The sequence below is a fragment of the Sporosarcina sp. Y352 genome (assembly GCF_056786535.1).
This window is the reverse complement of the sequence record NZ_JBXCJE010000008.1, coordinates 69,911-94,646: the sequence shown is the minus strand read 5'-3', so window position 1 is coordinate 94,646 and position 24,736 is coordinate 69,911. Positions and strand designations below refer to the sequence as shown.

Annotated in this window: 23 protein-coding genes; 19 read left to right on the top strand and 4 right to left on the bottom strand. The window is 38.4% G+C overall.

Features of this window, described 5'->3' with window-relative positions; genetic code table 11:
- The first annotated feature begins 75 nt into the window (after positions 1–75).
- From AC1TO6_RS14290 to AC1TO6_RS14260, 7 genes are all read left to right on the top strand, one after another.
- Entirely contained in the window at positions 76–489 is a 414-nt protein-coding gene (locus AC1TO6_RS14290) for a DUF4181 domain-containing protein (protein WP_482102289.1), read from the top strand.
- Positions 490–1,113: 624 nt separating this feature from the next.
- Positions 1,114–1,437, top strand: coding sequence for an ArsR/SmtB family transcription factor (locus AC1TO6_RS14285; RefSeq protein ID WP_482102288.1), 324 nt, complete (start codon positions 1,114–1,116; stop codon positions 1,435–1,437).
- Positions 1,438–1,440: 3 nt separating this feature from the next.
- Positions 1,441–1,851 carry an SRPBCC family protein gene (locus AC1TO6_RS14280; protein WP_482102287.1) on the top strand — a complete coding sequence of 137 codons (411 nt, stop codon included), beginning with the start codon at positions 1,441–1,443 and terminating at the stop codon, positions 1,849–1,851.
- A 123-nt stretch (positions 1,852–1,974) separates the two neighbouring features.
- Positions 1,975–2,682, top strand: coding sequence for an FAD-dependent oxidoreductase (locus AC1TO6_RS14275; protein WP_482102286.1), 708 nt, complete (start codon positions 1,975–1,977; stop codon positions 2,680–2,682).
- A 139-nt stretch (positions 2,683–2,821) separates the two neighbouring features.
- Positions 2,822–3,235 carry a DUF4275 family protein gene (locus AC1TO6_RS14270; protein ID WP_482102285.1) on the top strand — a complete coding sequence of 138 codons (414 nt, stop codon included), beginning with the start codon at positions 2,822–2,824 and terminating at the stop codon, positions 3,233–3,235.
- Positions 3,236–3,891: 656 nt separating this feature from the next.
- Positions 3,892–4,359: an immunoglobulin domain-containing family protein gene (locus AC1TO6_RS14265; RefSeq protein WP_482102284.1), complete on the top strand. Its 468-nt coding sequence runs from the start codon at positions 3,892–3,894 to the stop codon at positions 4,357–4,359.
- 125 nt (positions 4,360–4,484) lie between these two features.
- Entirely contained in the window at positions 4,485–4,982 is a 498-nt protein-coding gene (locus AC1TO6_RS14260; protein WP_482102283.1) for an LURP-one-related/scramblase family protein, read from the top strand.
- 190 nt (positions 4,983–5,172) lie between these two features.
- Here AC1TO6_RS14260 and AC1TO6_RS14255 read toward each other — a convergent pair whose 3' ends face one another.
- Positions 5,173–5,871 carry a ZIP family metal transporter gene (locus AC1TO6_RS14255; protein ID WP_482102359.1) on the bottom strand — a complete coding sequence of 233 codons (699 nt, stop codon included), beginning with the start codon at positions 5,869–5,871 and terminating at the stop codon, positions 5,173–5,175.
- A gap of 242 nt (positions 5,872–6,113) precedes the next feature.
- Here AC1TO6_RS14255 and AC1TO6_RS14250 point away from each other — a divergent pair, with 242 nt between their 5' ends.
- The 10 genes from AC1TO6_RS14250 (at position 6,114) to AC1TO6_RS14205 (ending at position 17,738) form a co-directional block, all read left to right on the top strand.
- Complete coding sequence (locus tag AC1TO6_RS14250; protein WP_482102282.1) at positions 6,114–6,821, top strand: sugar transferase; 708 nt, start codon at positions 6,114–6,116, stop codon at positions 6,819–6,821.
- Positions 6,822–6,861: 40 nt separating this feature from the next.
- Positions 6,862–8,202, top strand: coding sequence for a tyrosine-protein kinase domain-containing protein (locus AC1TO6_RS14245; RefSeq protein ID WP_482102281.1), 1,341 nt, complete (start codon positions 6,862–6,864; stop codon positions 8,200–8,202).
- 79 nt (positions 8,203–8,281) lie between these two features.
- Positions 8,282–9,463 carry an O-antigen ligase family protein gene (locus AC1TO6_RS14240; RefSeq protein WP_482102280.1) on the top strand — a complete coding sequence of 394 codons (1,182 nt, stop codon included), beginning with the start codon at positions 8,282–8,284 and terminating at the stop codon, positions 9,461–9,463.
- A 14-nt stretch (positions 9,464–9,477) separates the two neighbouring features.
- Positions 9,478–10,611: a glycosyltransferase family 4 protein gene (locus AC1TO6_RS14235; protein ID WP_482102279.1), complete on the top strand. Its 1,134-nt coding sequence runs from the start codon at positions 9,478–9,480 to the stop codon at positions 10,609–10,611.
- Entirely contained in the window at positions 10,608–11,543 is a 936-nt protein-coding gene (locus tag AC1TO6_RS14230) for an NAD-dependent epimerase/dehydratase family protein (RefSeq protein WP_482102278.1), read from the top strand. Before AC1TO6_RS14235 ends, AC1TO6_RS14230 begins: the two co-directional genes overlap by 4 nt.
- Before the next feature lie 88 nt (positions 11,544–11,631).
- Complete coding sequence (locus AC1TO6_RS14225; RefSeq protein ID WP_482102277.1) at positions 11,632–12,441, top strand: glycosyltransferase; 810 nt, start codon at positions 11,632–11,634, stop codon at positions 12,439–12,441.
- A gap of 114 nt (positions 12,442–12,555) precedes the next feature.
- Complete coding sequence (locus AC1TO6_RS14220; RefSeq protein WP_482102276.1) at positions 12,556–14,022, top strand: lipopolysaccharide biosynthesis protein; 1,467 nt, start codon at positions 12,556–12,558, stop codon at positions 14,020–14,022.
- 270 nt (positions 14,023–14,292) lie between these two features.
- Positions 14,293–15,966 carry a GNAT family N-acetyltransferase gene (locus AC1TO6_RS14215; RefSeq protein ID WP_482102275.1) on the top strand — a complete coding sequence of 558 codons (1,674 nt, stop codon included), beginning with the start codon at positions 14,293–14,295 and terminating at the stop codon, positions 15,964–15,966.
- 42 nt (positions 15,967–16,008) lie between these two features.
- The gene (locus AC1TO6_RS14210; protein ID WP_482102274.1) at positions 16,009–16,752 is read left to right on the top strand and encodes a hypothetical protein; all 744 of its coding nucleotides are present in this window, start codon (positions 16,009–16,011) and stop codon (positions 16,750–16,752) included.
- On the top strand, positions 16,749–17,738 hold the full coding sequence (locus AC1TO6_RS14205; protein WP_482102273.1) for a polysaccharide deacetylase family protein: 990 nt from the start codon (positions 16,749–16,751) through the stop codon (positions 17,736–17,738). Before AC1TO6_RS14210 ends, AC1TO6_RS14205 begins: the two co-directional genes overlap by 4 nt.
- Positions 17,739–17,933: 195 nt before the next feature.
- On the opposite strand, the gene AC1TO6_RS14200 is transcribed toward AC1TO6_RS14205, so the two are convergent.
- Both AC1TO6_RS14200 and AC1TO6_RS14195 read right to left on the bottom strand, forming a co-directional pair.
- The gene (locus tag AC1TO6_RS14200) at positions 17,934–19,451 is read right to left on the bottom strand and encodes a glycine betaine uptake BCCT transporter (protein ID WP_482102358.1); all 1,518 of its coding nucleotides are present in this window, start codon (positions 19,449–19,451) and stop codon (positions 17,934–17,936) included.
- 214 nt (positions 19,452–19,665) lie between these two features.
- Positions 19,666–20,385, bottom strand: coding sequence for a hypothetical protein (locus AC1TO6_RS14195; RefSeq protein WP_482102272.1), 720 nt, complete (start codon positions 20,383–20,385; stop codon positions 19,666–19,668).
- A gap of 292 nt (positions 20,386–20,677) precedes the next feature.
- Between AC1TO6_RS14195 and hutH the strand changes: the two genes are divergently transcribed.
- Positions 20,678–22,156 carry a histidine ammonia-lyase gene (gene hutH / locus AC1TO6_RS14190; RefSeq protein ID WP_482102271.1) on the top strand — a complete coding sequence of 493 codons (1,479 nt, stop codon included), beginning with the start codon at positions 20,678–20,680 and terminating at the stop codon, positions 22,154–22,156.
- 33 nt (positions 22,157–22,189) lie between these two features.
- Here the strand turns inward: hutH and AC1TO6_RS14185 are convergent, their stop codons facing one another.
- Positions 22,190–23,428 (bottom strand): NAD(P)/FAD-dependent oxidoreductase, encoded by a 1,239-nt coding sequence (locus AC1TO6_RS14185; RefSeq protein WP_482102270.1) that lies wholly within the window; start codon positions 23,426–23,428, stop codon positions 22,190–22,192.
- Between the two features lie 118 nt (positions 23,429–23,546).
- Here AC1TO6_RS14185 and AC1TO6_RS14180 point away from each other — a divergent pair, with 118 nt between their 5' ends.
- Positions 23,547–24,434 (top strand): 5'-3' exonuclease, encoded by an 888-nt coding sequence (locus AC1TO6_RS14180; RefSeq protein ID WP_482102269.1) that lies wholly within the window; start codon positions 23,547–23,549, stop codon positions 24,432–24,434.
- Positions 24,435–24,736 lie beyond the last annotated feature (302 nt).

Genomic DNA, 24,736 nt, shown 5'->3' with positions numbered 1-24,736 from the left:
AAACCGCCTTGAGATGATGGGATGACTTAGAGGCAACTAAATATAATAAACGGGTCAAATTGTGGAGGGGATTCTGTGTTTTGGATAAAATATGGTTTGATTGTGGTACTAGTTTTGGTTTGTACTTCAATAGCTAAGCTTCTTCTGAGGAAGCTTTTCAAAATTGAGAAAGTGAAAAAAGAGTTTTTTTCTTATAATTATATAAATGGGCTACATCGGAAAGTGGATAAGGGTTTGAAACTCTTTGCCATGGCTACTATGATAGTTCTAATTGGTGTAATGTGGTTTAATTTTGGAGAGTACGATGAAGAGTTGAATTACCTGATTTTATTTGCAATCATCATTTTTGCGGTGTTGGACTACCTGGTAAGAGCATTTTTTGAGTGGAGATATACACAGTATCCAAAACAGTCTATTTTAACTTTAACGGAGATGTTTTTAGTTTTAATAGCAATAATAATCATATTTCAATTTGAATTATTCGTTTAAACAAACGGATGCGATAGCTGAACAAATATGTGCCACAATAAGGCCAGATTGCAAATAAGAAATACGAGAAAATATAAGTTGGTCTTGCTGAATAGGTATGCAGTGACTGTGTGATAATCAATTCAAGCACTACTTCCGAAAGGTCTTTGAATTGCATGGGTACCGGACACAAGAGGTGACGCCTCAATCGGGCTGTTTGGTTTTCCAATACGTATTTCTGAAGGGACCAAATTAAAGCTTCTCCAAATATAAAAAAATGACCCACTTTGGTCCGCATGCGAAGAGGTGTGGTGGGTTCTGATGATTTTATAAGTGAAGGGTACCAAGTTCTCATCAAATTCTAAATTGTTTTAGAACCTGGTACTCGAAATTATTCAACAAAAGGGCACATTTCCTGACTAAGGATCTGTGCCCTTTTAGATTTGGACTAGTTGTTTAGTAGTGATTGGTGAAAATTGGGGAATGTGAAGAAATGTACTAACAGGAAAGGTTGGTTCAAGAATTTACTTAATGACGAGTGAATAAATCTACGGCGATTATGCTAATAATAAACATTGACGTGACACCAATTGGTGACGTATAATAAAGACACTAATTGGTGTCCTATCCGTAAGGGGGGAGGTTTTGAGCGAGAAAAAACAAGAGCGTGATGTGTATGCAGCAATCGCAGACCCAACAAGACGTCAATTGCTACGTTTGTTGGCAGATGCAGGGGAATTGCCTTTGTACGAACTGACTGCCCAATTTCAAATGGGGCGTACTGCAGTTTCTAAACATTTGGCTATCCTTAAAGAAGCTGGTCTGGTCACGGTTCGAAAGGTTGGAAGGGAAACAAGGTATCGAATAAATGCAGCTCCCTTGCAAGAAATAAAAGACTGGGTATCCTTTTATGAGAATTTTTGGATGGAAAAAGTGTCACATTTAAAAAAACTGTTATCGGAGGAATAGACAATGGCAGACGTAACATTAGATTTTCAATTTACAAGTTCAATTGAGCAAGTGTGGAAGGCATTAACAGATTCAGATATGCTAGCAAAATGGATATGGAAAAATGACTTTAAACCAGTTGTCGGAGAAAAATTCCAATTCCGTTCTGAGCCAAATGAATGGTGGGATGGAATCGTTAATGGTGAGGTACTCGAAGTAGAGGAGCCTCGTATATTATCTTACACGTGGGCAAGTGCTGGAGAAACCACTACGATTACATGGACATTGAAAACAGGTTCAGATGGTGCTACACATTTGCATTTTGAACAAACTGGTTTCAGTAAGGAAACAAAAGCAACCAAAGGAGCTATTGAGGGAGCCAAATATAGTTGGATGAATTTTGGTGAGCAACTCAAAAAAATGTTGGAACAATAACCGCATTTTGCTTCATTTAAATGAATGGGTTCAAGTAGTATATAATAGGCAACGTTAAGCAGATCACTAAATGGTCCACATTGCCAATTAGTGATCTGTTTTTCGATTTAGGAGATGAGGATTATGAGCTTTATTCAAGATACATTATCAATATTCAAAAAGAGAGAATTACTATTTTTAGAAAGCAATAAAGAGTCTGAAGATGTATATTCCTTTCTATTTGAAAAAGAGAAGGGTTTAACCTGGAAAGCAGGGCAACATGGTCTGTTTAACATTACCCATAAGAAGATAAAAAATCCTATACGACCATTCACTATAGCATCTGCTCCCACTGAGAATATGGTTAGACTAACAATGCGTATTAGTGATCAACCAAGTGATTTTAAGAAAGCCATGTTGGAATTAGAACAGGGGATGCAAGTTAAAATGAGTGGGCCAGTAGGGGGTTTTTATCTTAAAGATAACAGTCCTTCACTTCTGATTGCAGGCGGGATCGGGATAACACCATTTCGGTCGATATTAAAACAATTAGAGGCAGAAGAGAATGGACGGGATAATAAAATACATCTGCTTTATTTGGATAGCGATAAATCATTTATATTTAAAGGCGAACTTGATGAAATTGCTGACAATACTTCAATAGGTGTAACTTACGTTGATTCAAGGGATGAATTACATCAGGAGGTAGACAAGTTTACCAACTTATATAAGAACAGTGGTAAATACTATATCGCGGGACCGAAGTCAATGGTGGATGCAATTTCTACTTACTTACTAAATAATAATATTCCAAAACGAGATATCAAAAAGGATGCCTTTTTTGGGTATTAACAAGAAAATAATACAGGCAATCGGGCGTTTTAGCTAACTAAAAATATGTGCCAGATTGCGAATAAGAAGTACGAGAAAGTATGAAGTTGGTCTTGCTGAATAATTATCACTTGATACTTGTTGAGAGAGGTTAATTAAAATGAAAAATAAAGAATTAAAGGTGTTGGAAATACCGAAGTGGGGACGCTATTTACGTGGTAAATGGCTAGAAAACTTTGCTGGTCATCTAACAAATGAAGAACAAAAGGAAATATATATGGATTCATTTTTATGGCATCTTTGCAGTTACGAAAAGGTGATTTGTCTTGAAAAGGAAGAGGCCATAAAAGCATTCGATAGGCAAAAAAAGAATCAATGTACGATCTTTTATGAATTCACGAATGAAGCATTCTTAGTTCAAAATGCTAAAAATCTTAAACTGAAGGACTTGCCATATGATGATTGGGATATGGATTACAGAGACATTTACGTTATGGATTGGGAAAATAACTGGACCTTTATAATAACGCATGAAAATGGCTGGATTGGACCATATTTTATTCAAAGACCTTAAAATCTACTACTACAAACGGATGCGACTGTAGAAAATCACAAGCCTAATTTCTCGTTTAAGATACGGAGGAGTTAGGCTTTTTTTATCTTTCAAAATCCTTAACGTTGTAAATTTGCACTTTCATGATGTTACCCCATTGGTAGACTTATTGGCAACGAGTGGTACATTCTTCTGGCCGTAATCATGACTAACGTAAAAAAAATTCATCACGTTGTCCCCTTTTTCGAATGGTTTGTCTATATATAGGGTGAAAGCATCGTTCGTTCAGGCAAGAGACGTCTTGCTGTCTTCAAAAACACTCGTTAGTAGGTAGAAATGTGTTTATCGCCCTTGACCATGCGCTTACGCTTTTGTTGCTATTCACCAAAGGAGGATTCGTGATGAATTTATTAATCAAAGAGTCACCGCTTCAGGTAATTCCGTCGCTTGCGATGCAAGTTGGATTAAACGCGGCCATTTTACTGCAGCAACTGCATTTTAGATAGCTCATCTCGCCAAATGTTCGGGATGGGCATAAGTGGGTTTACAAAATATATTGGATTGCTTATGTCCCGAGGGCTGGCGCCCGGAGCCTAAACGACAAATCACTTTATACAAGTTTACTCTCGGTACGAGATTTTATAACTACCTAGGCTAAAAGGAAGGGAAGCGTGAACATGGTATCTGTACAAGAAGTGTTTCAGTTGGCGATTGAAATGGACATGGTGCACTTGGCACATCGGATTTTTTGGGCAATTGCCGAGGGTAAAGTAAAAGTGGAGGAAGGTTCCGAGCGACTAGATGCCATCGATTATGACGAAGAGGCGATTTTGAAAATGGTTGCACGAAATCAGTTAAGTATTGGCAAGATTAAGTTGTACGTTGCCGAAACAACAAGGCCAGATCGATTCGCATTTTATTTCAGTGAAAATGTTTTGGAAGCGCACGCACTCCGTCAGGACTTGTTCCGAGAGACGCCAAAACGATTGACGAATGCCTCCTATTTAATGGCGAAGCTTTTTCATTTCGATGAAACGGATGCTGTGAATATATTATATTTCCACCGCAACAAAGTTGTCGCGTATTCATATTATTTAGGTCATGCTAGGGCGGGGGAGCGGGTGTTGGCACGGTTGCGGGCTTGAGTGGGAGTAGCAAGACTAAATGTATTGCTCATTTCTAAGGAGAAAGTGAAACGTTTTGTCATCCGATACGTATTAGAGATAACGGGTTTAACTGAAAAGAGTCTTCTAGTACGAGGAGGGATCGCATGAGACATTTGTATATCAAGCAAAAGGTATTTAGTCTGAGTGGTAAGTTTTCGGTGAAGGATGCAGAAGAGAATGAAGTGTATTTCGTAGAAGGAAGCTTCATGAAAATACCGAAGACGTTTTCGATTATGGATGTGGCTTTGGAAGAAGTGGCGATGATCACAAAAAAAACGTTTAGTTTCCTACCGACTTTTTTTGCCGAAGTACACGGCCAAGAAACGGTAACGATAAAAAAGGAATTTTCCTTTTTAAAAGCGCGTTATTCAATTGACGCGGCAGGAATAGTAGTACAGGGAAATTGGTGGGATATGGATTTCGAAGTGTACCGACATGGGGAACTGATTGGCGCTGTCAGCAAAAAGTGGTTCACATGGGGCGATAGCTACGAGTTGGAAGTTCTAGATGTTGAGATAGAACCACTACTCGTGGCGCTCGTTGTGGCAATTGACTGCGCAAAAGCGGCTCAGTCTGCTGCGGCGGCTGGGGGCGGGGCATAACAGGACAAGACGATTATAGTAGTGGGGGTCTAGGGTATGAAGTTTAGGGTACCAGGTTCTTATTCTACTCTAATTTAAATTTGAACCTGGTCCTCGAAATTACAACGATAAGTGACATGTGGCGACATTATAAATAACGAAGACGACTTCATCTAATTATAGATGAAGTCGTCTTTTTTGATTGTAAAACCTAAAGCAACAATTGAAATAAATTGCTCAGTAGATAACCTATAAGAATGTACGTTATAAATGTCTTGAAAGGAACAACTTTAATGTTATGTAAGATGAATTCGCTGATGCTTGTAGCGGCTATCAGACCAATGGAAATACCGATTAGTACACCTTGCTCCTTTGTTGTGAGATTCATGTAATATCCTACCCCAATAAAAAGACTAAAGAATATCGATAAAACTATAAAACAAATAAACAACCTCCATAACTTTTCTCCTTGTGAAAGGAAAGCTGTTGTTAGTGCAAAACCTTCCGGAATATGATGAAGAATAATTGAAGCTGTAATCGTAATGCCAATCGTTGAATGCCCTATCAAGTTTCCGATAGTCATGCTTAGCGGAATCGTATGAATTACAAAAGCAAACAGGAGTAGGTAAACGGTTGGACTATTAGGATTCGATGGATGGAATAAACTATGAAGTACCAAAAAGAATAGATAGCCAATTATTACGCCTAAAATAATTCCGAAAGAGTTGTATATCATAAATGCGCTAGGAATGATGTCAAAAGCTAGCAACCCTACTAAAAATCCGCCACATATGAGTGACAATCCCACAGCTGAATTTTGGAAGATCAGGGATACAAACCAAGCTAGACCGGCGCCAGAACACACACTTGAAAATAGTAATACACCTAGTATGATGGGACTCAACTTCATCACCCCGCCCATAAGATTTTGTGATAACTCTTTACAAAATTTATGCGATTTGCTGGAATGTATGATTATTTAGTCGTATATTACTCCGTTTAACTAGTCTGATTTACTTGATTTAAATTATTTTCTATTTGTTGTAAAAAAAAAATAAGCATTTGGTAAAGATATTGGTTCTGTCTGCCTACAGTCAGTGAGTACAATAGTATTAGATAGTCAGAGATAGGGTTAGGGATGAAGGGGAAGGTGTGAATAGTATATTGTCCACTCAAACTCATCAGCAGAAAGTAGAGAAAGAGCAAACGCAGCAGGTAAGTAAGCACGTGTCCATGACAAACAGAGCAATACATCGTTACCACGTATGGAAAAGGCTAGTTGACATTATCATCAGTTTTGGTATTTTTTTTTGTTGTCTTCCTTTGTTCATTTTGTTGCCAATTCTTATTAAGATTTTTTCAAGAGGCCCAGTTTTCTTCATACAGACAAGGACAGGTTTAGATAACAAAAGGTTTCGAATGTTAAAATTCCGCACGATGACGGTCTCGAAAAAAAATGAAAAAAGGCACGATTATAATTGGAAGGAAGGAGTTCCGGAAAATTTTCAATTTAAAAATGAACGAGATTCGTCAGTTACACCAATAGGAAAAATTTTACGAAAATATAGTTTGGATGAGTTACCTCAGCTGTTTAATGTAATCGCTGGTCATATGAGCCTAGTTGGTCCGCGTCCTGAAATGCCTTCTATAACCGACTTATATAACAACAAACAGTTACAAAGGTTGCTAGTGAAGCCAGGAATCACAGGTTATGCCCAAATTAATGGTCGTTCAGAAATTAGTCATGGCACAAAAATTGAATATGATCTTTACTATGTAAACAATTGCAGTTTGCTATTTGATTTGAAAATTATTGCGGCAACTATTATTTGCGTTATTAGGGCGAAGGGGGCTTATTGAATTTGTTTAGAGCTAGAAAAGCCAACCTAGTGATTAGTACATGAAACGGGTAATTGATGTAAAAGATCTCCTGTATGCGATTAGAAGACGTTGGGTGGCTGTTCTTGGTATAGCTCTGTTGTTGACTTTAATCGGTGGTTTTGTAGGGTACTTTATTCCGCCTACGTATGAAGCGAAGATAGATTTACTTGTGAATTCCTTGAAGAAGACAGAAGGAAACACCGCCTCGACAACAGGCGAGATAGAAACCAATCTACGACTGATAGAAACGTATACGGCTATTTTCAAAAGTAACCGGCTTGTTAGTAAAGTGAGTGGAAGTTTGGATGATTCATACACAAAAACAAAGATAGCAGACATAGTAAAAATCGAGACCGGAAGTGGTTCGCAAATTATTTCGATTATAGTACGTGATAGAACTGCGGAAAAAGCCGCAGTTCTTGCGAACAAATATGCGATTACGTTCCAGGAAGAAATACGTACGCTTATGAACCTGGATAATATTACAATTTTAAAGGAAGTAATCGTGGGGACAGATACAAAAGCGATAAAGCCGTACCTACTATATTACCTCTTTATAGCATTCAGTATTGGACTCTTGTTAGGTATTGTCCTTGTCATTATTGAAGAAGTCTATTTTCCGCGTTTAACTTCAACACAAAAAGCAGAAAAATCATTAGGAATACCACTTTTAGGATCGATTTCAATGAAGAAAAAAAAATATAAATCTACTCATTCTTCTGACGCTCTCACACCAGTTGATTTAACGACTGAATTCCCGTGGGCTATAGGAGAAGATTTCAACAAACTAGCCGCAAATATTCACCATCTTATAAAACAAAAGAAAGTGAAGACAATCATGATGATTAGTACCGTATCAGGAGAAGGAAAAACTTTCATTGGCAGAAATATTGCAGTAAAACTTGCGTTGGATGGAAAGAAGACACTTTTTTTGGATGCAGACTTAAGAAAATCAGACGGACGCATTCTATTTAACCTGCCAAATAAAAAAGGCCTCACGTCTGTGATTTCTGGGTTTTATAAGGTGGAAAATGTTATTCAGCAAACAAAAATAGAGAACTTATCGTTTATCGGCACGGGCCCTCAGGCAATTCATCCAGTTAAATTCCTAGTGGAGGATGGTATGGATAAGCTATTAGATGATGTCAGAAATATGTTCGATGTAGTGATTATTGATTCAACAGCGTTGAATGTAGCAGATGGCATCAATCTGATGACAGCGGTAGATGGATGTATCTTTGTCACGCATAGTAGAAAGACAAAATTAGATAAAGCACTGAATATATTAGATTATTTAAAGAAGTTCAATACAAATATCGTAGGAGCGGTTTTGAACGGTCATAAAAAAAATATAAATTAAAATTTTAAAATGCTTTGACGGAATAATGAAGAGTACCTAGGTCCTTTCGTAGGATTGGATGTTTACGGGGTGTTAAAGGATGAATGACAACACAAAAAAATGGCTATCTCACTTCCTATTTCTAACAATGGCAGTTAGTTCTTTTGTAACTATAGAGCCAGCACCTTACGATCTGTTATTTATTTCATTTATAGCAATGGGATTCCTATTTTCAATTATTTCATTTACAAAAGAAACCGTCTTTCCTTTAGTGGTCATATGTCTATTTTTATGTAGTAATTTGCTGTCATTGTTCTTTGTAAATGAATTCAAACCGTCAATCATATATACAGGAATTACTGTTTATTTAATTATGACATGGATATGTTTGGTAGGAATGGGCTCTATCTTAAATGGAATTCACTTGAGATTTATACTTAAAGGGTATCTATTTTCTGCTTGTTTATCAGCAGCTATAGGTGTATCCGCATACTATTATTTACTGCCTTCGAGCGATAACTTTTTATTATTTGGGAGAGCAACAGCCTTTTTTAAAGACCCAAATGTATTTGGTCCATTTTTAGTTATACCTGCTATATTTGCGATTTATATGTTAGAAATTCAGAAAAACTCGATTCTAATGAAAATCGTATATTTCATAATTTTTATGATAATAACGGCTGGTATTATAGTCAGCTTTTCAAGAGCAGCATGGGGTAATTTTGCCATTACTCTTGTCATTTATCTATTCGTTGTTAAAAAGGAATTTATGAAAAATAGGTTAAAAACAATATTTATTTTACTATTGATAGTAATTCCAGTATTCCTTGTTTTCGTTCAATCGCCGCTAGTTGAGGACATGCTTATTTCAAGATTGGGTTATCAAGGATACGACGATGGTCGCTTTAACACACAAAAAAATGCGTTTCTCACAGCACTTTCCAATCCTTTAGGTATAGGGCCAGGACAATCAGATATCTATTTTAATAGATCACCACATAGTCTTTACGCAAGAATCTTTACCGAGAATGGAATAGTAGGCTTAGTATCTTTTCTAATACTAATAATCTCAAGCATGTTCAAATCCTTTCAAAGTTACTTGCAATCGAATGATGAGCTAAGTATTCTTTATCTCGTTGTTTTTGCTTCATTAATAGGGTTGGCGTTTAATAGTTTTTTTATAGATACCCTGCACTGGAGGCACTTATGGTTTTTACTAGCTATTTCATGGATACCCAATGTGGCACAGAGTGAAAAAGGTAAAGTAAATACTGATGATTGATTGGAGAGCACACTTTGAAAATTTTCCAACTCATAACACGTATGGATACGATTGGTGGGGCACAAGCACATGTCAGAGATATTGCAAACGGTCAGAAGAATAGTAAACATACAATTTATTTAATGGCCGGCGGGGAAAAAAATGTTCATGAATCATTTGAAGAAGGAAAAATACATCAAATTTTTAGTAAGCATTTAATACGTAATTTGAATGTACTATCTGATATTAAAGCTGTTTTTGAAATCAGGAAAGTAGTAAAGAAGATTCGTCCGGACATACTTGCCATCCATTCTTCTAAGGCCGGAATAATTGGTAGAGTTGTGGGTTGGTCACTTGGTATTCCAACGGTATTTACGGTTCATGGTTGGTCATTTACCGAAGGCATTCCGATAAGGAAAAAGAGAGCCTATATTCTTATTGAAAAAGCTATCGGTTTGATTTCAGATGGGATCATCACCGTATCTGAGTATGATAAACGCTTGGCATTGCAGTATAGAGTTCTACCGGCACAGAAGATTGTTACCATTCATAATGGCGTACATGACATTATGGATAGGAGGGTAGAGCAGATAGATGAAAGACCTATAATTATTATGGTTGCAAGATTTTCACCGCCCAAAAAGCAATTACAGTTGTTGAAAGCATTATTATGCTTAACAGAACTCCAGTGGAAAATGTATTTTGTGGGGGAAGGAGAATTACTTAAAGAAGCACGGAAGTTTGTCAAAAATGAAGAGTTGAGTAATAGGGTCTATTTTTTGGGGAACCGGAATGATATTGCTGAACTATTAAATAAATCGCATCTATTTGTCCTATTATCAGATTGGGAAGGACTTCCTTTAAGTATTCTTGAAGCGATGAGATGTGGTTTGCCCATAGTGGCTTCTGATGTGGGGGGAGTAAAAGAGGCGGTCATCCAATCGATTAATGGATATGTAATCCCTCGGGGCGATGATACTGACTTAATCAATAAGTTAACACTTTTGTTAACGGACCCATCTTTGCGGGCTAAAATGGGGAATGAAAGCAGGTTACTTTATGAAAAAAACTTCACTTTCGATCTTATGCATGAAAAAACGTTGTCCTATTATAAACAAGTGATTAACAAGAAACGATATAAAAACAGGGTAAAGGAGACGAATGTTTGAAGGTTTTAGTTACTGGTGGTGCAGGATTTATAGGCTCTCATGTAATAGAAGAATTAATAAAAAATCATTATGAAGTTGTTGTAATTGATAATTTAGTGACAGGTTTTCCAAGAAATTTGTTACAAGAAGTGAAGTTGTATCAGATGGATTTGAGTGATTCTGCATTAGAAAATGTTTTTGAACAAGAGAAGCCGGAGTATGTCATCCATTTGGCTGCACAGGCTTCAGTCACAGCATCAATGAATGACCCTTATTTAGACTTCTCTACGAATACGGTCGGCACTGTCAGAACGATGCTGTTAGCAGAAAAATATCAAGTTAAAAAGTTTTTATTTGCCTCTACCGCTGCCGTTTACGGTGAACCTACTCGTTTTCCAATTGATGAAAAAACACCAGTAAATCCACAGTCATTTTATGCATTATCAAAGTACACAGCAGAAAGTTACATTCAATTCATTGATGCACGTAAACGTTTGGATAGCATTATTTTACGCTTTTCAAACGTTTATGGTCCGAGGCAAAATGCAAATGGCGAAGCGGGAGTCATCTCCATTTTTATAAACCGACTCCTAGAAGACGAAGTTATTAGTATTTACGACGGTAGCCAGACACGCGACTTCATATACGTGAAAGATGTGGCCGTAGCATGCCGTCTTGCCCTGGAAGGAAAGCAGACGGGGGTATTTAATATTAGTACTTGCACGGAAACAACAATAGATGATTTATATTATTTAATTACGGATAAAATCGGTGAAAGCAAGAAGCCTCTCTATAAATCAAAAAGGGTTGGTGAGATTGAAAGAAGCATACTAGATAATCGGAAAGCATACCGCGAATTTGAATGGGATGTACAGTATACATTGCCAATCGGATTGAAAGAGACAATAGAATACTATTCAAAAAGATACTTAACGCAAAAACAAAAACGTTAAGTTAGCAATTAGTGACGGAAAATAAAAAACAGACCGATAAAAGATCACACGAGTAAGATCAAAATATTGATCGGCCGAGGTGGGTTTGATGAGTCAACCAAGAGTTTCAGTAATAATGGGTATCTATAATTGTGAACTAACCCTACCACAAGCAATCGACTCCATACTTGCTCAAACCTACCCACACATAGAAATTGTTTTATGTGATGATGGTTCGACTGATAGCACATATAAAATAGCTGTACAATACGCCACCGTCCATCAGAATATAATTGTATTAAAAAATGATGAAAATGAAGGATTAGCGTATTCGTTGAACAAATGCTTGGACTGTGTAACAGGAAGCTTGATTGCTAGACAAGATGGGGATGATATTTCAATTCCAAATCGAATTCAAAAGCAAGTCGATTACTTTTTAAACAATAAGGAGTTGTCCATCGTAGGCACTGGAACAAGACATTTTGATGACACAGGGGTTTGGGCTGAAATAGTGTCACCAGTCACTCCGACTAAATTTGATTTCATTAGAGAATCTCCGTTTTGCCATGGTTCTTCAATGATGAAGATGAGTGCACTTTCCGCAGTCAATGGATATGATGCTAGCAAAAAGTCCTGGCGAGCTGAAGATTATGATTTATGGTTTAGAATGTACGCAGCTGGTTTTACAGGGGAAAATATCCAAGAGTCATTGTACCTTGTCAAAGATGATCGAAATGCACTTAGAAGGAGAAAGTTGAAGTATCGATTTATTGAGGCTTCTATTAAATATAGAGGTTTTAGGATGCTAGGAATTCCATATAGAAACTATATATATATTAGTCGACCTATACTTGTAGGGCTTGTTCCTAGTTTTTTATATTCCTATATTAGAAAGAAAAAATATTCAAAAACCCTTTAATGGAGTCTATGGAAAAGAAAAAAATCCTAGAGTGAACTATATACCGAAAACTAGATAAATATGTGTACATCCATCAGCATGGATAGGGTCATTAAAATGATTTAGGAGAAGAGTATGCAGGATTTAAAAGCTCTTGAAAATAAAGCAATTACTGGCTTGATTTGGAGCTTCGCAGATTTATTCGTAAATCGGGGTATACAGTTTTCTATTCAAATCATTCTTGCAAGACTATTACTGCCAGAGCATTTTGGACTTATCGGGATGGTATTAGTGTTTATAGCGATTTCAGAAACCATAATCGATAGTGGTTTTTCACAAGCATTGATAAGAGACGAAAATTCGACTCAGGAAGACTACTCAACAGTTTTTTATTTCAATCTAATGATAGCGTTGGTACTCTATTTTTTGTTTTATATTTCTGCTGGCGTGATAAGCAACTTCTACGGTGAACCCCAGTTGATTGAAATAATTAGAGTTCTTTCTCTAGTGCTTATCATAAACTCTTTGGGTCTTATCCAAAGAGTAATGGTTGTAAAGAAAGTTGATTTTAAAACAATTACAAAAGCAAGTATCATAGCCATTATGTTTTCAGGCAGTATAACGATTACAATGGCATTACTTGGTTATGGCGTATGGAGTTTAGTTGCAAATATAATAACGTTGCAATTTGTCCAGACATTTTGCTTATGGATTTTCAATAAATGGGTTCCTTCTTTAATATTTAAAAGAAAGTCGTTCAAAAAGTTTTTCACTTTTGGATATAAGATATTACTGGCAGGATTACTTGAAACTTTTTACAATAATATCTACTTTTTAGTGATTGGGAAATTATATTCAACAAAACAGCTTGGTCTTTATACGCACGCTATTAAGTTTAGGGATCTTGCCACTCATTCAATATCTACAGCTGTTCAACGCGTCTCATTTCCGGTACTTAGTAGTATTCAAGAAGATGAGATAAAGCTGAAAGATGGATTCAGAAAAATCTTTAAGATGTTCGCTTTTTTGAACTTCCCGTTAATGCTAGGTCTTGCATCTGTAGCAGAACCACTATTCTTTCTATTATTTGGCGAACAGTGGTTACCTTCAGTAATTTATTTTCAACTCCTCTGTATTGGTGGCATGATATCCCCACTCCATGCCATAAATCTAGATATTTTACTAGTAAAGGGCCGATCAGATTTATTTTTACTGTTGGAAATTATCAATAAGTCTATATTAACAATATTAATTGTAATGTCCTTGTGGTTTAAATGGGGAATTGTTGGTTTAATTTGGGTATCGATTATAAATTCCTATATTTCATTATTGATAAATTCCTATTTCTCAGCTAAAGAAATAGGTTATTTAATGAAGGAGCAGTTAAAGGATTTACTTCCAGCATTTTTAAGCACTTTAGTGATGGGGGTTGTGGTCTACTCGATGGATAGTATATTGTCTGCAGATCCTTTTGTTAAAATAACTTGCCAAATTAGTATAGGTGTTTTAACTTATGGCGTAATTTGTAAAATTGCTAGAATACGGGAGGCAAATACTCTTTTTCAGCTGGTCATCTTGTTAATAAAAAAGTTGAAACGCTAATATATGTTAACTTAAAGAATCCTACTAACAACGCTTAGCGCTAGGGGATGCCTCCCACAATAAGTCCGACAGAAAATCACTGTCAGTCTTATTGCCTCGGCTCCCCCAGTAGACGCCAACGCATCAGATTATATAGAATCATTTATTTCCCACGGCATCAATGGATTACGCAGGCACTGTGATTAGTACCTTTAAAGATGGATTGTCAGTTATTCACAAGTCGTAAAGTGGATTTCGGATGAATCGTACGAATGGAGGAAAGGCGAGAGCATGCAATTAATACGTATTTCTACAAAGGAGCAACTAATGGAATACCAGCAGGACTGGTCTACTATCCTGGATGAAAATCAAAACACGAATCCCTTTATCGAATTTGCATGGATTTATGAATGGTGGAAGCATTTAGGCGAAGAGTACTCAGTGGAAATTATCCATGTTCGGAAGGACGATAAAACTGTTGCGTTTTTCCCTTTTGTCTATGAAAAAGGATGGTTGACCTACAAGTATTATTTTATGGCATTCGGGCTGGCGAACTATATGGATATCGTTGCGAAAAAGAATGTTCTTGACGAAACCATCGAGTTTGTAATTGATGAAATTATAAGAACAAGAAAGAATGTTGTGTTTTACCTACATGGATTGCTGGAAAGTAGTGACACTCCTGAAAGATTAGAAGCTTATTTACAAAAACGGGAATTTACATTTTCCGTTCATCGGACAATTACGCCTTTTATTGATCTCAACAGGATAAAAACAGATAAATATATGGCGGAAAGACAACGGTTGCACCGGTTGGACAGGAGAGAAAAGAAACTTCGAGAAATTGGGGATTTCCTAGTTGTGCAAACAAACATGGGGGAAATGGAAACGTTATTTAAACTGCACAAAAAACAATGGGAAAAGAAGCATGATACAAGTGGATTTACAAATGAAAAAGAAAAGAATTTTTTCCGGAGTCTTGCCCGTATTAAAGACGGTCCTATGAAAACCGAAATCGATTCATTGTATATCAATGATACAATGATTGCTTTTAATTATGGTTTTAATTGTCGTGGGAGGTTTTTGGGTTACGTTCTAGGTTTCGATAATGATTTTCAAGGTTTTGGTCCTGGGCGTATTCTTGAAAAGGAAAAAATCTTACAATGTAAAAATGATGGTTATTCAAAATTTGATTTAAGTATTGGATACGAACCGTATAAGTTTGACTGGAATACGGATGTTGATTATACACGAAAAATGATTTTTTCATCAGATACGATCAGTGCAAATACTTTGCGTTATATCATGTCAATGAAGGAAGTCCTTATTGAGCGCGTTAAGAAAAACCATAAAGTCGTATTATTTAAACGAAATAAAATCGGGAAACTACTATATATCCTCAGAAACTTATTCAATAAAAATGGAATGACAAGTATTTGGAAGGGGTTCACTAAAGTCTTAATTTGGGCAAAAAAGATTATATACGAACGTGACCAGTTTGACGTTTACAAGATAGAAAAAAAGAATATTGTTGATTCACTTAACCCGGACTTGTTTGTCGAATTGAAATTAGAAGATGCATTAAACGATCCAATAATTGCTAAACAACATATGAAGGAAGTTTGTCGGAGGATGTATGGAGGATACAAAGGATATTATCATAAAGGAAGTTTAGCTTTTGAAAGTATAATTTGGACGAACGAAAAGGTGCTAAGAATCGATTCTATTTCTCATATTGAAAACTTCCGAAAAAGTTCTATCCATATATCGAATTGGAATGAGAGTAATCTGGCAGACGTCTGTTCATACGTAAAACAAAAAAGCAATGCAAGATTGGTTTATGTAACAAGTAAGAATGAAAATGGAACCCCTAAGAGCCTGTTAGGGAATTTAGGGTTTACTAAATGTAAGAAGATATATAAAAGAACTTATATGGGTTTTAGAAAGCTTTTGGTTACTGAATAATAGCGGGGAGGAAAAGTTATACTCGAAATCGAAAGAAAAATATTGAATGTAAATATTAAGACTGTCTATTTTGCAAACGAAAGTATTCAATCAGACCCTCATATTCAGTTAATCGGGTATTCCCATTCGATTTTCCCGGGAAACTCTCTTAGAAGACTCGAAACCATTCAACTCGATTTATTGAAAGAGGAAAATACATTACTAATGGAAATGCATAAAACAACCAGAAGGCAAATTAGAAGTGCATTGGAAAGAGAACTTACGCATGTCGTTATTGAAAAACCTTCAGATGATGAAATGGCAAAGTTTCAAACCTATTACAATCATTTCGCAAAAAATAAGAAGACACATGCCTGTAATGCGTACCACATGCAAACAATGAAACTACTTCGTGATAAACAGGCACTGATACTGACTTACATGCAAAACAAGAAAAAAGATATTCTATGTTACCGTGTTTATATAACGGATGGTCGAATTGTGATGAATTTGTATTCTGCATCGCATTTTAGGATGGTTGAGAGCTCCGAAGAAAAAAGGATTCTTAGCCAAGCCAATAGACTTCTTATATGGCAGTGTATACTCTGGTTTAAAGATAAAGGACACACAATATATGACATGGGCGGATTATCGGACAACGAAAACATTCGTAGGTTTAAACAGGGATTCGGTGGGGAAATCATCCCTGTTTTTACAGGTTATGAAGCGAGTTCAAACATTGCAAAATGGATTCTGAAACTAAGAAATTGGAAATTGGCCACTGCTAGTGCCAAGGGGATACAGTGAATAAAAAGGGGATATTCATTGTATCGCTTGATTTCGAACTGAATTGGGGAGTCCATGACGTTTTTTCATTAGAGCAATATAGTGAGAACCTAAAAGGTGTCAGAACAGCTATTCCAAGAATGCTAGAGCTTTTTCAACAGTTTGATATACATGCGACTTGGGCAACAGTGGGGATGCTTTGTTTTGACAATAAGGAAGATTTAACGCAGAATCTTCCCCTCCTCCAACCGGAGTACGAGAATGAAGAGTTTTCCTCTTATAAGAAACTAGACATGGTCGGGGAAAATGAAGAACAAGATCCTTACCATTTTGGTTTATCCTTAGTCCATCAAATTGCCAGTGTACCAAACCAGGAGATAGGAACACACACCTTCTCACATTATTACTGTCTTGAAAACGGACAGGATGCGAGGCAGTTTACATCAGATCTTACTCAATCCATTAAGGTTTGCAGTATTGATGAACAGCCGATTCGCTCGCTTGTTTTTCCAAGAAACCAATTGAATGAAAACTACTTGCAAATTTGTAAAGACGCGGGCATCGATAGTTTTCGGGGGAACGAAGAAAGTTGGCTATACAAAGCGGGTCGTTTCAAAGAGCAGGGACAGTTAAAAAGGATTTTTCGTTTGCTTGATTGTTATATAAATATATCGGGACAACATACGTATGCCATAGATAAGGTGGAATCAGAGCCACTTGTTAACTTACAATCAAGCAGATTTCTAAGACCTGTTAGTCGGTCGTTAAAAAAATTCGAACCATTGCGACTAAAAAGGATTAAAAAAAGCATGATCCATGCGGCGAAGAACGGTGAAGTGTTTCATCTTTGGTGGCACCCTCATAACTTCGGAAGAAACACCGATGAAAACATTCAGTTTTTGACAGAAATTCTTTCCTTAGTAGCAGAATTACGGAAAGAGTACGGATTTGAAAGTCTCAATATGGCTGAAGCATCTGCATTAGTATTGAAGTTAAATGATAAGTAATACGAAAAGTAAACCTCCACTTAGAATTAATTTAAAGTGAAGGTTTACTTTGTCTTGACCATCGTATTTTGAATGCCTAATGACAAACGCTTTGGAAAGAGGTGGCGGTTCTGTCATAACACCAATCAATCGACATGTATGCAATTTGTAAGATAACCGATGGATTGGGTTGGTAACTAACGTCAGCATTTCAAATCACTTTTTCCGCTTCTTATCATAAGGCCTTACCATCAGCCCCATCTCCTTACGTTCTTTATCAAGCGCCTTATAAAACGAAATCATCATAAGGATTATGATAAAGGAGAGGGGCAATGCTGCTATGATTAATGCATTCTGAAGTGCAGTTAGTCCATTGGCAGAGAGTAGAATCATGGCAACAGCAGCCTGAGCGATACCCCATGTTAGTTTCACTGTGTTCGGCGGATTGAGTGATCCGTATGTCGACTGCATTCCAAGTACGAATGTTGCAGAATCTGCGGAAGTGATGAAAAAGATTGCAACGAGAATGACTGCGATAATCGATAGCGTCATCGACATTGGCATCGCATTGAAAACGGCGAAAAGCGTTTCCTCTGTTTTTAGTCCGGACAGATCGGTTCCTTTCGTTTGTACATCTATTGCAGTCGTACCGAAAACGGAAAACCAGAAGAGGCTTAGTAGGGTTGGTAACATCAGGACACCGACAAGGAATTCCCGGATCGTTCGACCACGCGATACACGCGCGATGAATATACCGACGAAAGGAGCCCATGAAATCCACCATGCCCAGTAAAAAATGGTCCAGTCATTAATCCATGCACGATGACTTTCATTAACAGGTGCTGCCCGGAAACTCATCCGTATCAAGTTTTGCAAATAAGTACCGATTGTATCAGTAAACGTATTGAAAATTAACAAGGTTGGCCCAAGTATAACAACAAGGATAAGTAATACTAATGCGAGAATCATATTGATGTTAGACAAATATTTAATCCCTTTGCTTAGACCTGACCATGAAGACGCAACAAACAAAATTGTAACAATAATGATAATGGCAACTTGAATAGGGAAACTGATGGGCAAATCGAATAGATAAGCTAATCCTCCGTTAATTTGAATGGCGCCAAATCCTAGTGTCGTTGCGACACCGAATACTGTCGCGAAAACAGCAAGAACATTAATCAGAGTACCTAACCAACCGTCCATTCGTTTTCCAAATAGCGGTTTCATTGTTGAAGATATCAAACCGGGCTCTCCTTTACGGAATTGGAAATAGGCAAGAGTCATGGCGACGACAGCGTAAATCGCCCATGCATGAATTCCCCAATGGAAAAAAGTGAAGCGCATTGATTCACGGAAGGCCGCGGCTGTTTCTGGTTGTTCAGTTGCTGGGTTGATGGCAAAGTGAGATAAAGGTTCTGCTGCTCCCCAGAAAACAAGTCCTATCCCCATCCCTGCTGAAAATAGCATTGAAAACCAGCTTAAACGAGAATACTCAGGTTTTTCGTCGGGCTTACCTAGTGTAATCTGCCCCATTGGACTGACTATAAAGAACAGACAGAACAAAACAATCCCGGTGACTACTAGTAGATAATACCAACCGAACGATGATGTGATAAAATTCTTCATATTGTTAGTAACTATTTCGAAGCTTTCCGGCGAGATAGCACCGTATAAAACTGTCACTACTACAAGTGCTAAGGTAATCCAAAATACGTTAGATACTTTTTTCATCAAATCACCTCTGTTTCTAATGGGGTTTTGGTACATATCTTTTGGAGTAATCATACCCATTACTCCTCTTGTGCATTCATTATATCCATATACCCTTTGGTAATCATAGTTAAACAGTTAAAAAGCGATTCCAGATGACGATTGGAATCGCTTTGTTAAATATGAATATATTATTTGAAAAGTAAGTTGTTATAATTATGAAGGTCGTGCATTTCTAGCAGGTAAATCTGTCAATTTGGTTAAGGTCCATGCCCATGTATTGCCATCTTCTTTGTCTGCTGCGCCATCTATAGCCCGCAACTGAAGTCCGACCGACGAAGACCGGGAAGAACCAAAAACCTTGTCTTCTCGATGTCCAGATAAAAGTGTAGCGGAATAGACAACCGCGGATTGCCCCGGGGTCTACTGCGAACAATGAAGTACTAGGATATTCCGGTATTCGGTTTGGAGGTGGTGAGCTAGGAGCCCGCTGTCCTTGCTGTTGTCCTTGACCGCCGCCTCGCCCAGGTGGGAAACCTGGTCCACCTTGCCCTGGAAAACCTGGCCCCCCGAATCCTGGACCACCTTGCCCTGGGAAACCTGGCCCTCCGAATCCTGGACCGCCTTGCCCTGGGAAACCTGGTATCCCGAACCCTTGCCCACCTTGCCCCGGTGGATCTGGCATCCCAAACCCTTGCCCGCCTTGCCCTGGTGGGAACCCAGGCATTCCGTATCCCTGCCCACCTTGCCCTGGTGGGAATCCAGGCATTCCGTATCCCTGCCCACCTTGCCCCGAAGGAAATCCTTGCATTCCCTGTCCAGGCATACCCATGCCCGGCGGCCAGCTTTGATTCTCATATCCTTGCATTCCTTGAGACGGATTACCTTCATATCCATCAGGTAATCTCGGGAACCATTGTTGCTCCCCTTGACCACCTGGTTGCATGTTAACCATTCTTCCACTCCTTCCAAGCGATTCCCCTTATCCTATGCGACAATAAATGAAATGCGTGGACTATTCGTATAATAATTTGTGAAAAGGGTGGAGAATTGAGCAAAATCGACAACAATTTCCCCGAACTTTTTTACATCCATTATTGAGAACTTTTTTCACTTATTTAATGCTTTACCTCATTACAACAGCGCCTTGTTAGAACAGACTAAACTTTCTGAAAAGTGTTACTTTATGTGTTTTAATAATGTACGATAAGACTAGGTTAAGTAATTTTAGATAAAGGATGGGTGACATGATTGAATTAACAGGTTCCTCTCTCCGCCTAAATCAGATGAGTGAAATACTTTATAAAGAAGTGGGCGTTTCATTAAACAGTGAAGCATTGAAACGTGTCCATAAAAGTCGTGAAGCTGTCGAGAAAATTGTGCGAGATGACCGGACTGTTTATGGCATCAATACTGGATTTGGCAAATTCAGTGATGTGAAAATCGATGAAAAGGATACGAAAGCATTGCAACTTCACCTGATTCGTTCGCATTCGTGTGGGGTGGGAGAGGCGTTCCCTGAAATCGTTTCGCGTGCAATGGTCGTTCTCCGTTTGAATGCTTTGCTGAAGGGGTTTTCAGGAATTCGTGCTGAAGTACTGGAACGCTTCGCTTATATGGTGAATAACCGTATCCATCCAGTCATTCCTCAGCAAGGCTCACTCGGTGCATCAGGAGATCTTGCACCTCTCGCTCATTTAGCACTCGTATTGCTAGGCGAAGGGTTTGTGTGGCAAGACGGATTGCATACACCTTCTGCAGATGTGTGGAAAAAGCATGGAATGGAGCCCATCGTACTTGAAGCGAAAGAAGGGCTTGCGCTCATCAATGGAACGCAAGCGATGACTGCACAAGGTATAGTCAATTATTTAGAGGCAGAATCACTTGCCTTTGTCAGTGAGTGGATAGCGGCTATGACAATGGAAGCATTATATGGAATCACAGACGCATTTCATCCAAGCATACATGAAGCACGCGGTTATCCTGAACAAGTAGATGTGGCGGCGAGGATGTTGGGTTGGTTAGATGGAAGTCTTCTTACTACGATCCAAGGGGAAAAGCGTGTCCAAGATGCTTATTCCATTCGTTGCATTCCACAAGTGCACGGTGCAAGCTGGCAGGTACTTGGTTATGTAAAAGAAAAACTAGAGATTGAGATGAACGCAGCAACGGATAATCCGCTCATTTTTAATAATGGCGACACGGTTGTATCAGGGGGGAATTTCCATGGACAGCCGATTGCCTTTGCGATGGATTTCTTGAAACTAGGGGTGGCGGAACTTGCCAGTATTTCCGAACGGCGTATCGAACGGCTCGTTAATCCGCAATTGAATGAAGGATTACCGCCATTCCTAAGTCCCGAACCAGGACTGCAGTCAGGTGCCATGATTTTGCAGTATTCAGCCGCAAGCCTGGTATCAGAAAATAAAACACTCGCACACCCTGCATCCGTCGATTCGATACCGTCATCGGGTAACCAGGAAGACCATGTTTCAATGGGAACAATCGGTGCAAGGCATGCACATGAAATCATTAAAAATGCGAGAAATGTCCTTGCAATTGAAGCACTGTGTGCAATGACAGGTTGTCATATCCGCGGACCCGAACAGATGGCGCCGAAAACCCGTGTCAAGTTCGACCAATTGTTGAAAATCGTACGTCCGATTGAAGAAGATCGTATTTTTACGCCGGATATTGAAAAGCTCGCTCAATTTCTGCTTGGGTGAAGTAGTAAGCCAAGTTGTCATCGTGTTGATTGGTTAGGCAATTCCGCTTCTTCTACCGGTTAAAGCGTTGTCGTATCGTTCGAGTTGTACGATATGAGCATCGGGATTCACATTGCCTGTCATAATATCGGCGATAATTTTTGAACCTAGCATACTGTAAACAGTTCCATTTCCTCCATATCCAAGTAGATAATAATGATTACCTTTTGCCGGATGCTCTCCGATGAATGGTAAGTTATCTAGCGACTCTCCAAATGTTGCACAATAAGCGTAGTCAATTTCAATCGGAATTTCTGGAAAAAGTGCCTCTAGTTGTTTTTTTAAGTTTTTTCCGCGTTTCATAATGGATTCATTTGAAAGAGGAGCTTGGGGTTTATCCTCGTCGAGCCCGCCTACAATGATTCGGTTGTCGATTGTTGTCCGCATGTAAAGATAAGGACGCTTAGATTCCCAAATCAGCGCATTTTTATGCCAAATCGGGGAAGTGTCTAGTGGTTTAGTGACAATGACATACGAACGGTTAATGTCAGCACCAATCCGTTTTCCTACTGGAAACGTCTCATATCCAGTTGTAAAAAGAACTTTATCCGTATGGAATTCACCTAACGATGTAGAAACGTGCAACAGCCCATTTTCTTCGGTTACGCCATTCACTGCCGTATATTCAAAGAGATGGACATCCATTTTCTCGACTAATTGTAACAGTCCATTGACGAATTTATAGGGGTTCACTTCAGCATCGCCATATGTCACGATTGCCCCAGGTTTTGAAAAGGGGAGATGCATGCGGATTTCTTCTTCGTTCCAATAATCGCAAGGAAATCCATAAATCTTTAATGTTTCATACTCTTTCTTAATCCGTTTTAAATCATTTTCGTCACTTGCATAATAAACACTTGGCCGGCTGATGAAATCAGGGTCAATTGGCAACCGTTCAGCTGTTTGTTTTAGTTCTTCCATCGATTCCAAACATAACTGATAAAAACGTACAGCGTCCTTTTCTCCGATTTGTTCGATTAATTCATGAAGCATGATGTCATTTGAATATTGAAGCAACCCCGTATTCGCCATTGTACTGCCCGTAGCCATCTGCCGTTTGTCGAGCACTGCGATGGACAGACCTTTGTCAGCCAATGCAAGTGCTGAAAGAGCTCCCGACATCCCCCCACCTACAATAATGACATCATAATGTGACGCGATTTCTACCTTTTTTCGTTCGGGGGGGACCGGGATCGTTTCAGGCCAGTACAAAGAACCTTCGTGAATATGCATATTTACAACCTCCTATATGTAATCTAATATTCTTTACCCGCAATGAACAGATTGAAAGCATGCTATTATAGATAGAAGTCTTGAAAGAATAGGAAGACAGATAGGGGAAATAAATTTAATGACTACTGCAGAAAAACCACATATTTTACTAGTAGACGGAATGGCTCTCTTATTCCGCTCTTTTTTTGCAACATCAGCTATGGGACATTACTTTCCTAATGAATCGGGGGTCCCAACAAATGGGGTTCAAGGATTTGCCCGTCATACGATGACAGCGATGTCACTATTTAAACCGACACATATGGCAGTTTGCTGGGATATGGGTTCGCAAACATTTAGGAATGAATTATTTGAAGGATACAAAGCGAACAGACCAGCACCTGCACCGGAACTAGTGCCACAGTTTGATATGGCTAGAAGTGTTTCCGAAATGATCAATTGGAAGAACTATGGCGTTCCTGGCATGGAAGCGGATGATCTAATTGGTTCATTCGTAAAAACATGGAGCGATAAAGCGGATATCACAATTGTGACTGGAGATAAAGATATGCTTCAGCTACTTAGACCGGGTGTCCGAATTGCATTCACGAAAAAAGGATATGCCATTTACGACATTTATACAGAAGAGCGTTTTATAGAAGAATACGGAATTACACCAATCCAGTTCATCGACACAAAAGCATTTACAGGGGATACTAGCGATGGCTATCCCGGCGTGAAAGGAATTGGACCGAAAACTGCCCTTAAATTGATTAAAGAACACGGGACAGTTGAAGGTGTGATTGATTCGCTTCATGAACTGACGCCCGCGATTCGGAAGAAAATAGAAGAAGAGATGGACATGCTGTTACTCTCTAAAAAACTGGCGGAAATTCATTGTGAAGTAGAAATGAAAGGTTCGATTGAAGAGTTGGAAATTCCTATTTATGATAATGTAGTGAGGGAATTGATAGAAAAAGAAGGGTATTCGATGATTGTAAAACAAGCAGATTCACTGTTTTTATAAAATCACACACTGGGCATTATGAGCATAGTTGTTTTTGAATCGCTTTGGATTGAACAAACTTCTATACGCTTATCGAGATGTCTTAATTAGAGGGGATGCGACTTTGTCGCATCCCCTCCAATTTTTTCGGTAATCGTATGGTGGTTGTTCATCCGTCGCTCTCCAAAAACATAAGTACATGAAGTGCTGAAGCTTTTTTTGACGAAAGCATAGCTTGCTTCTTACCTTGAGAGTAGCGGTCAAAGATACAATTTTGACCGCTCTAACCTTTTAATATAGTTTCTCTATTTTCAACTTAGGGA

Bases quoted from the DNA above. Each gene is read 5' to 3' on its own strand.
- AC1TO6_RS14280 (WP_482102287.1), top strand. From the start codon at position 1,441: ATGGCAGACGTAACATTAGATTTTCAATTTACAAGTTCAATTGAGCAA.
- AC1TO6_RS14275 (WP_482102286.1), top strand. From the start codon at position 1,975: ATGAGCTTTATTCAAGATACATTATCAATATTCAAAAAGAGAGAATTA.
- AC1TO6_RS14270 (WP_482102285.1), top strand. From the start codon at position 2,822: ATGAAAAATAAAGAATTAAAGGTGTTGGAAATACCGAAGTGGGGACGC.
- AC1TO6_RS14265 (WP_482102284.1), top strand. From the start codon at position 3,892: ATGGTATCTGTACAAGAAGTGTTTCAGTTGGCGATTGAAATGGACATG.
- AC1TO6_RS14260 (WP_482102283.1), top strand. From the start codon at position 4,485: ATGAGACATTTGTATATCAAGCAAAAGGTATTTAGTCTGAGTGGTAAG.
- AC1TO6_RS14255 (WP_482102359.1), bottom strand. From the start codon at position 5,871: ATGAAGTTGAGTCCCATCATACTAGGTGTATTACTATTTTCAAGTGTG.
- AC1TO6_RS14245 (WP_482102281.1), top strand. From the start codon at position 6,862: ATGAAACGGGTAATTGATGTAAAAGATCTCCTGTATGCGATTAGAAGA.
- AC1TO6_RS14240 (WP_482102280.1), top strand. From the start codon at position 8,282: ATGAATGACAACACAAAAAAATGGCTATCTCACTTCCTATTTCTAACA.
- AC1TO6_RS14225 (WP_482102277.1), top strand. From the start codon at position 11,632: ATGAGTCAACCAAGAGTTTCAGTAATAATGGGTATCTATAATTGTGAA.
- AC1TO6_RS14220 (WP_482102276.1), top strand. From the start codon at position 12,556: ATGCAGGATTTAAAAGCTCTTGAAAATAAAGCAATTACTGGCTTGATT.
- AC1TO6_RS14215 (WP_482102275.1), top strand. From the start codon at position 14,293: ATGCAATTAATACGTATTTCTACAAAGGAGCAACTAATGGAATACCAG.
- AC1TO6_RS14200 (WP_482102358.1), bottom strand. From the start codon at position 19,451: ATGAAAAAAGTATCTAACGTATTTTGGATTACCTTAGCACTTGTAGTA.
- AC1TO6_RS14195 (WP_482102272.1), bottom strand. From the start codon at position 20,385: ATGGTTAACATGCAACCAGGTGGTCAAGGGGAGCAACAATGGTTCCCG.
- hutH (WP_482102271.1), top strand. From the start codon at position 20,678: ATGATTGAATTAACAGGTTCCTCTCTCCGCCTAAATCAGATGAGTGAA.
- AC1TO6_RS14185 (WP_482102270.1), bottom strand. From the start codon at position 23,428: ATGCATATTCACGAAGGTTCTTTGTACTGGCCTGAAACGATCCCGGTC.
- AC1TO6_RS14180 (WP_482102269.1), top strand. From the start codon at position 23,547: ATGACTACTGCAGAAAAACCACATATTTTACTAGTAGACGGAATGGCT.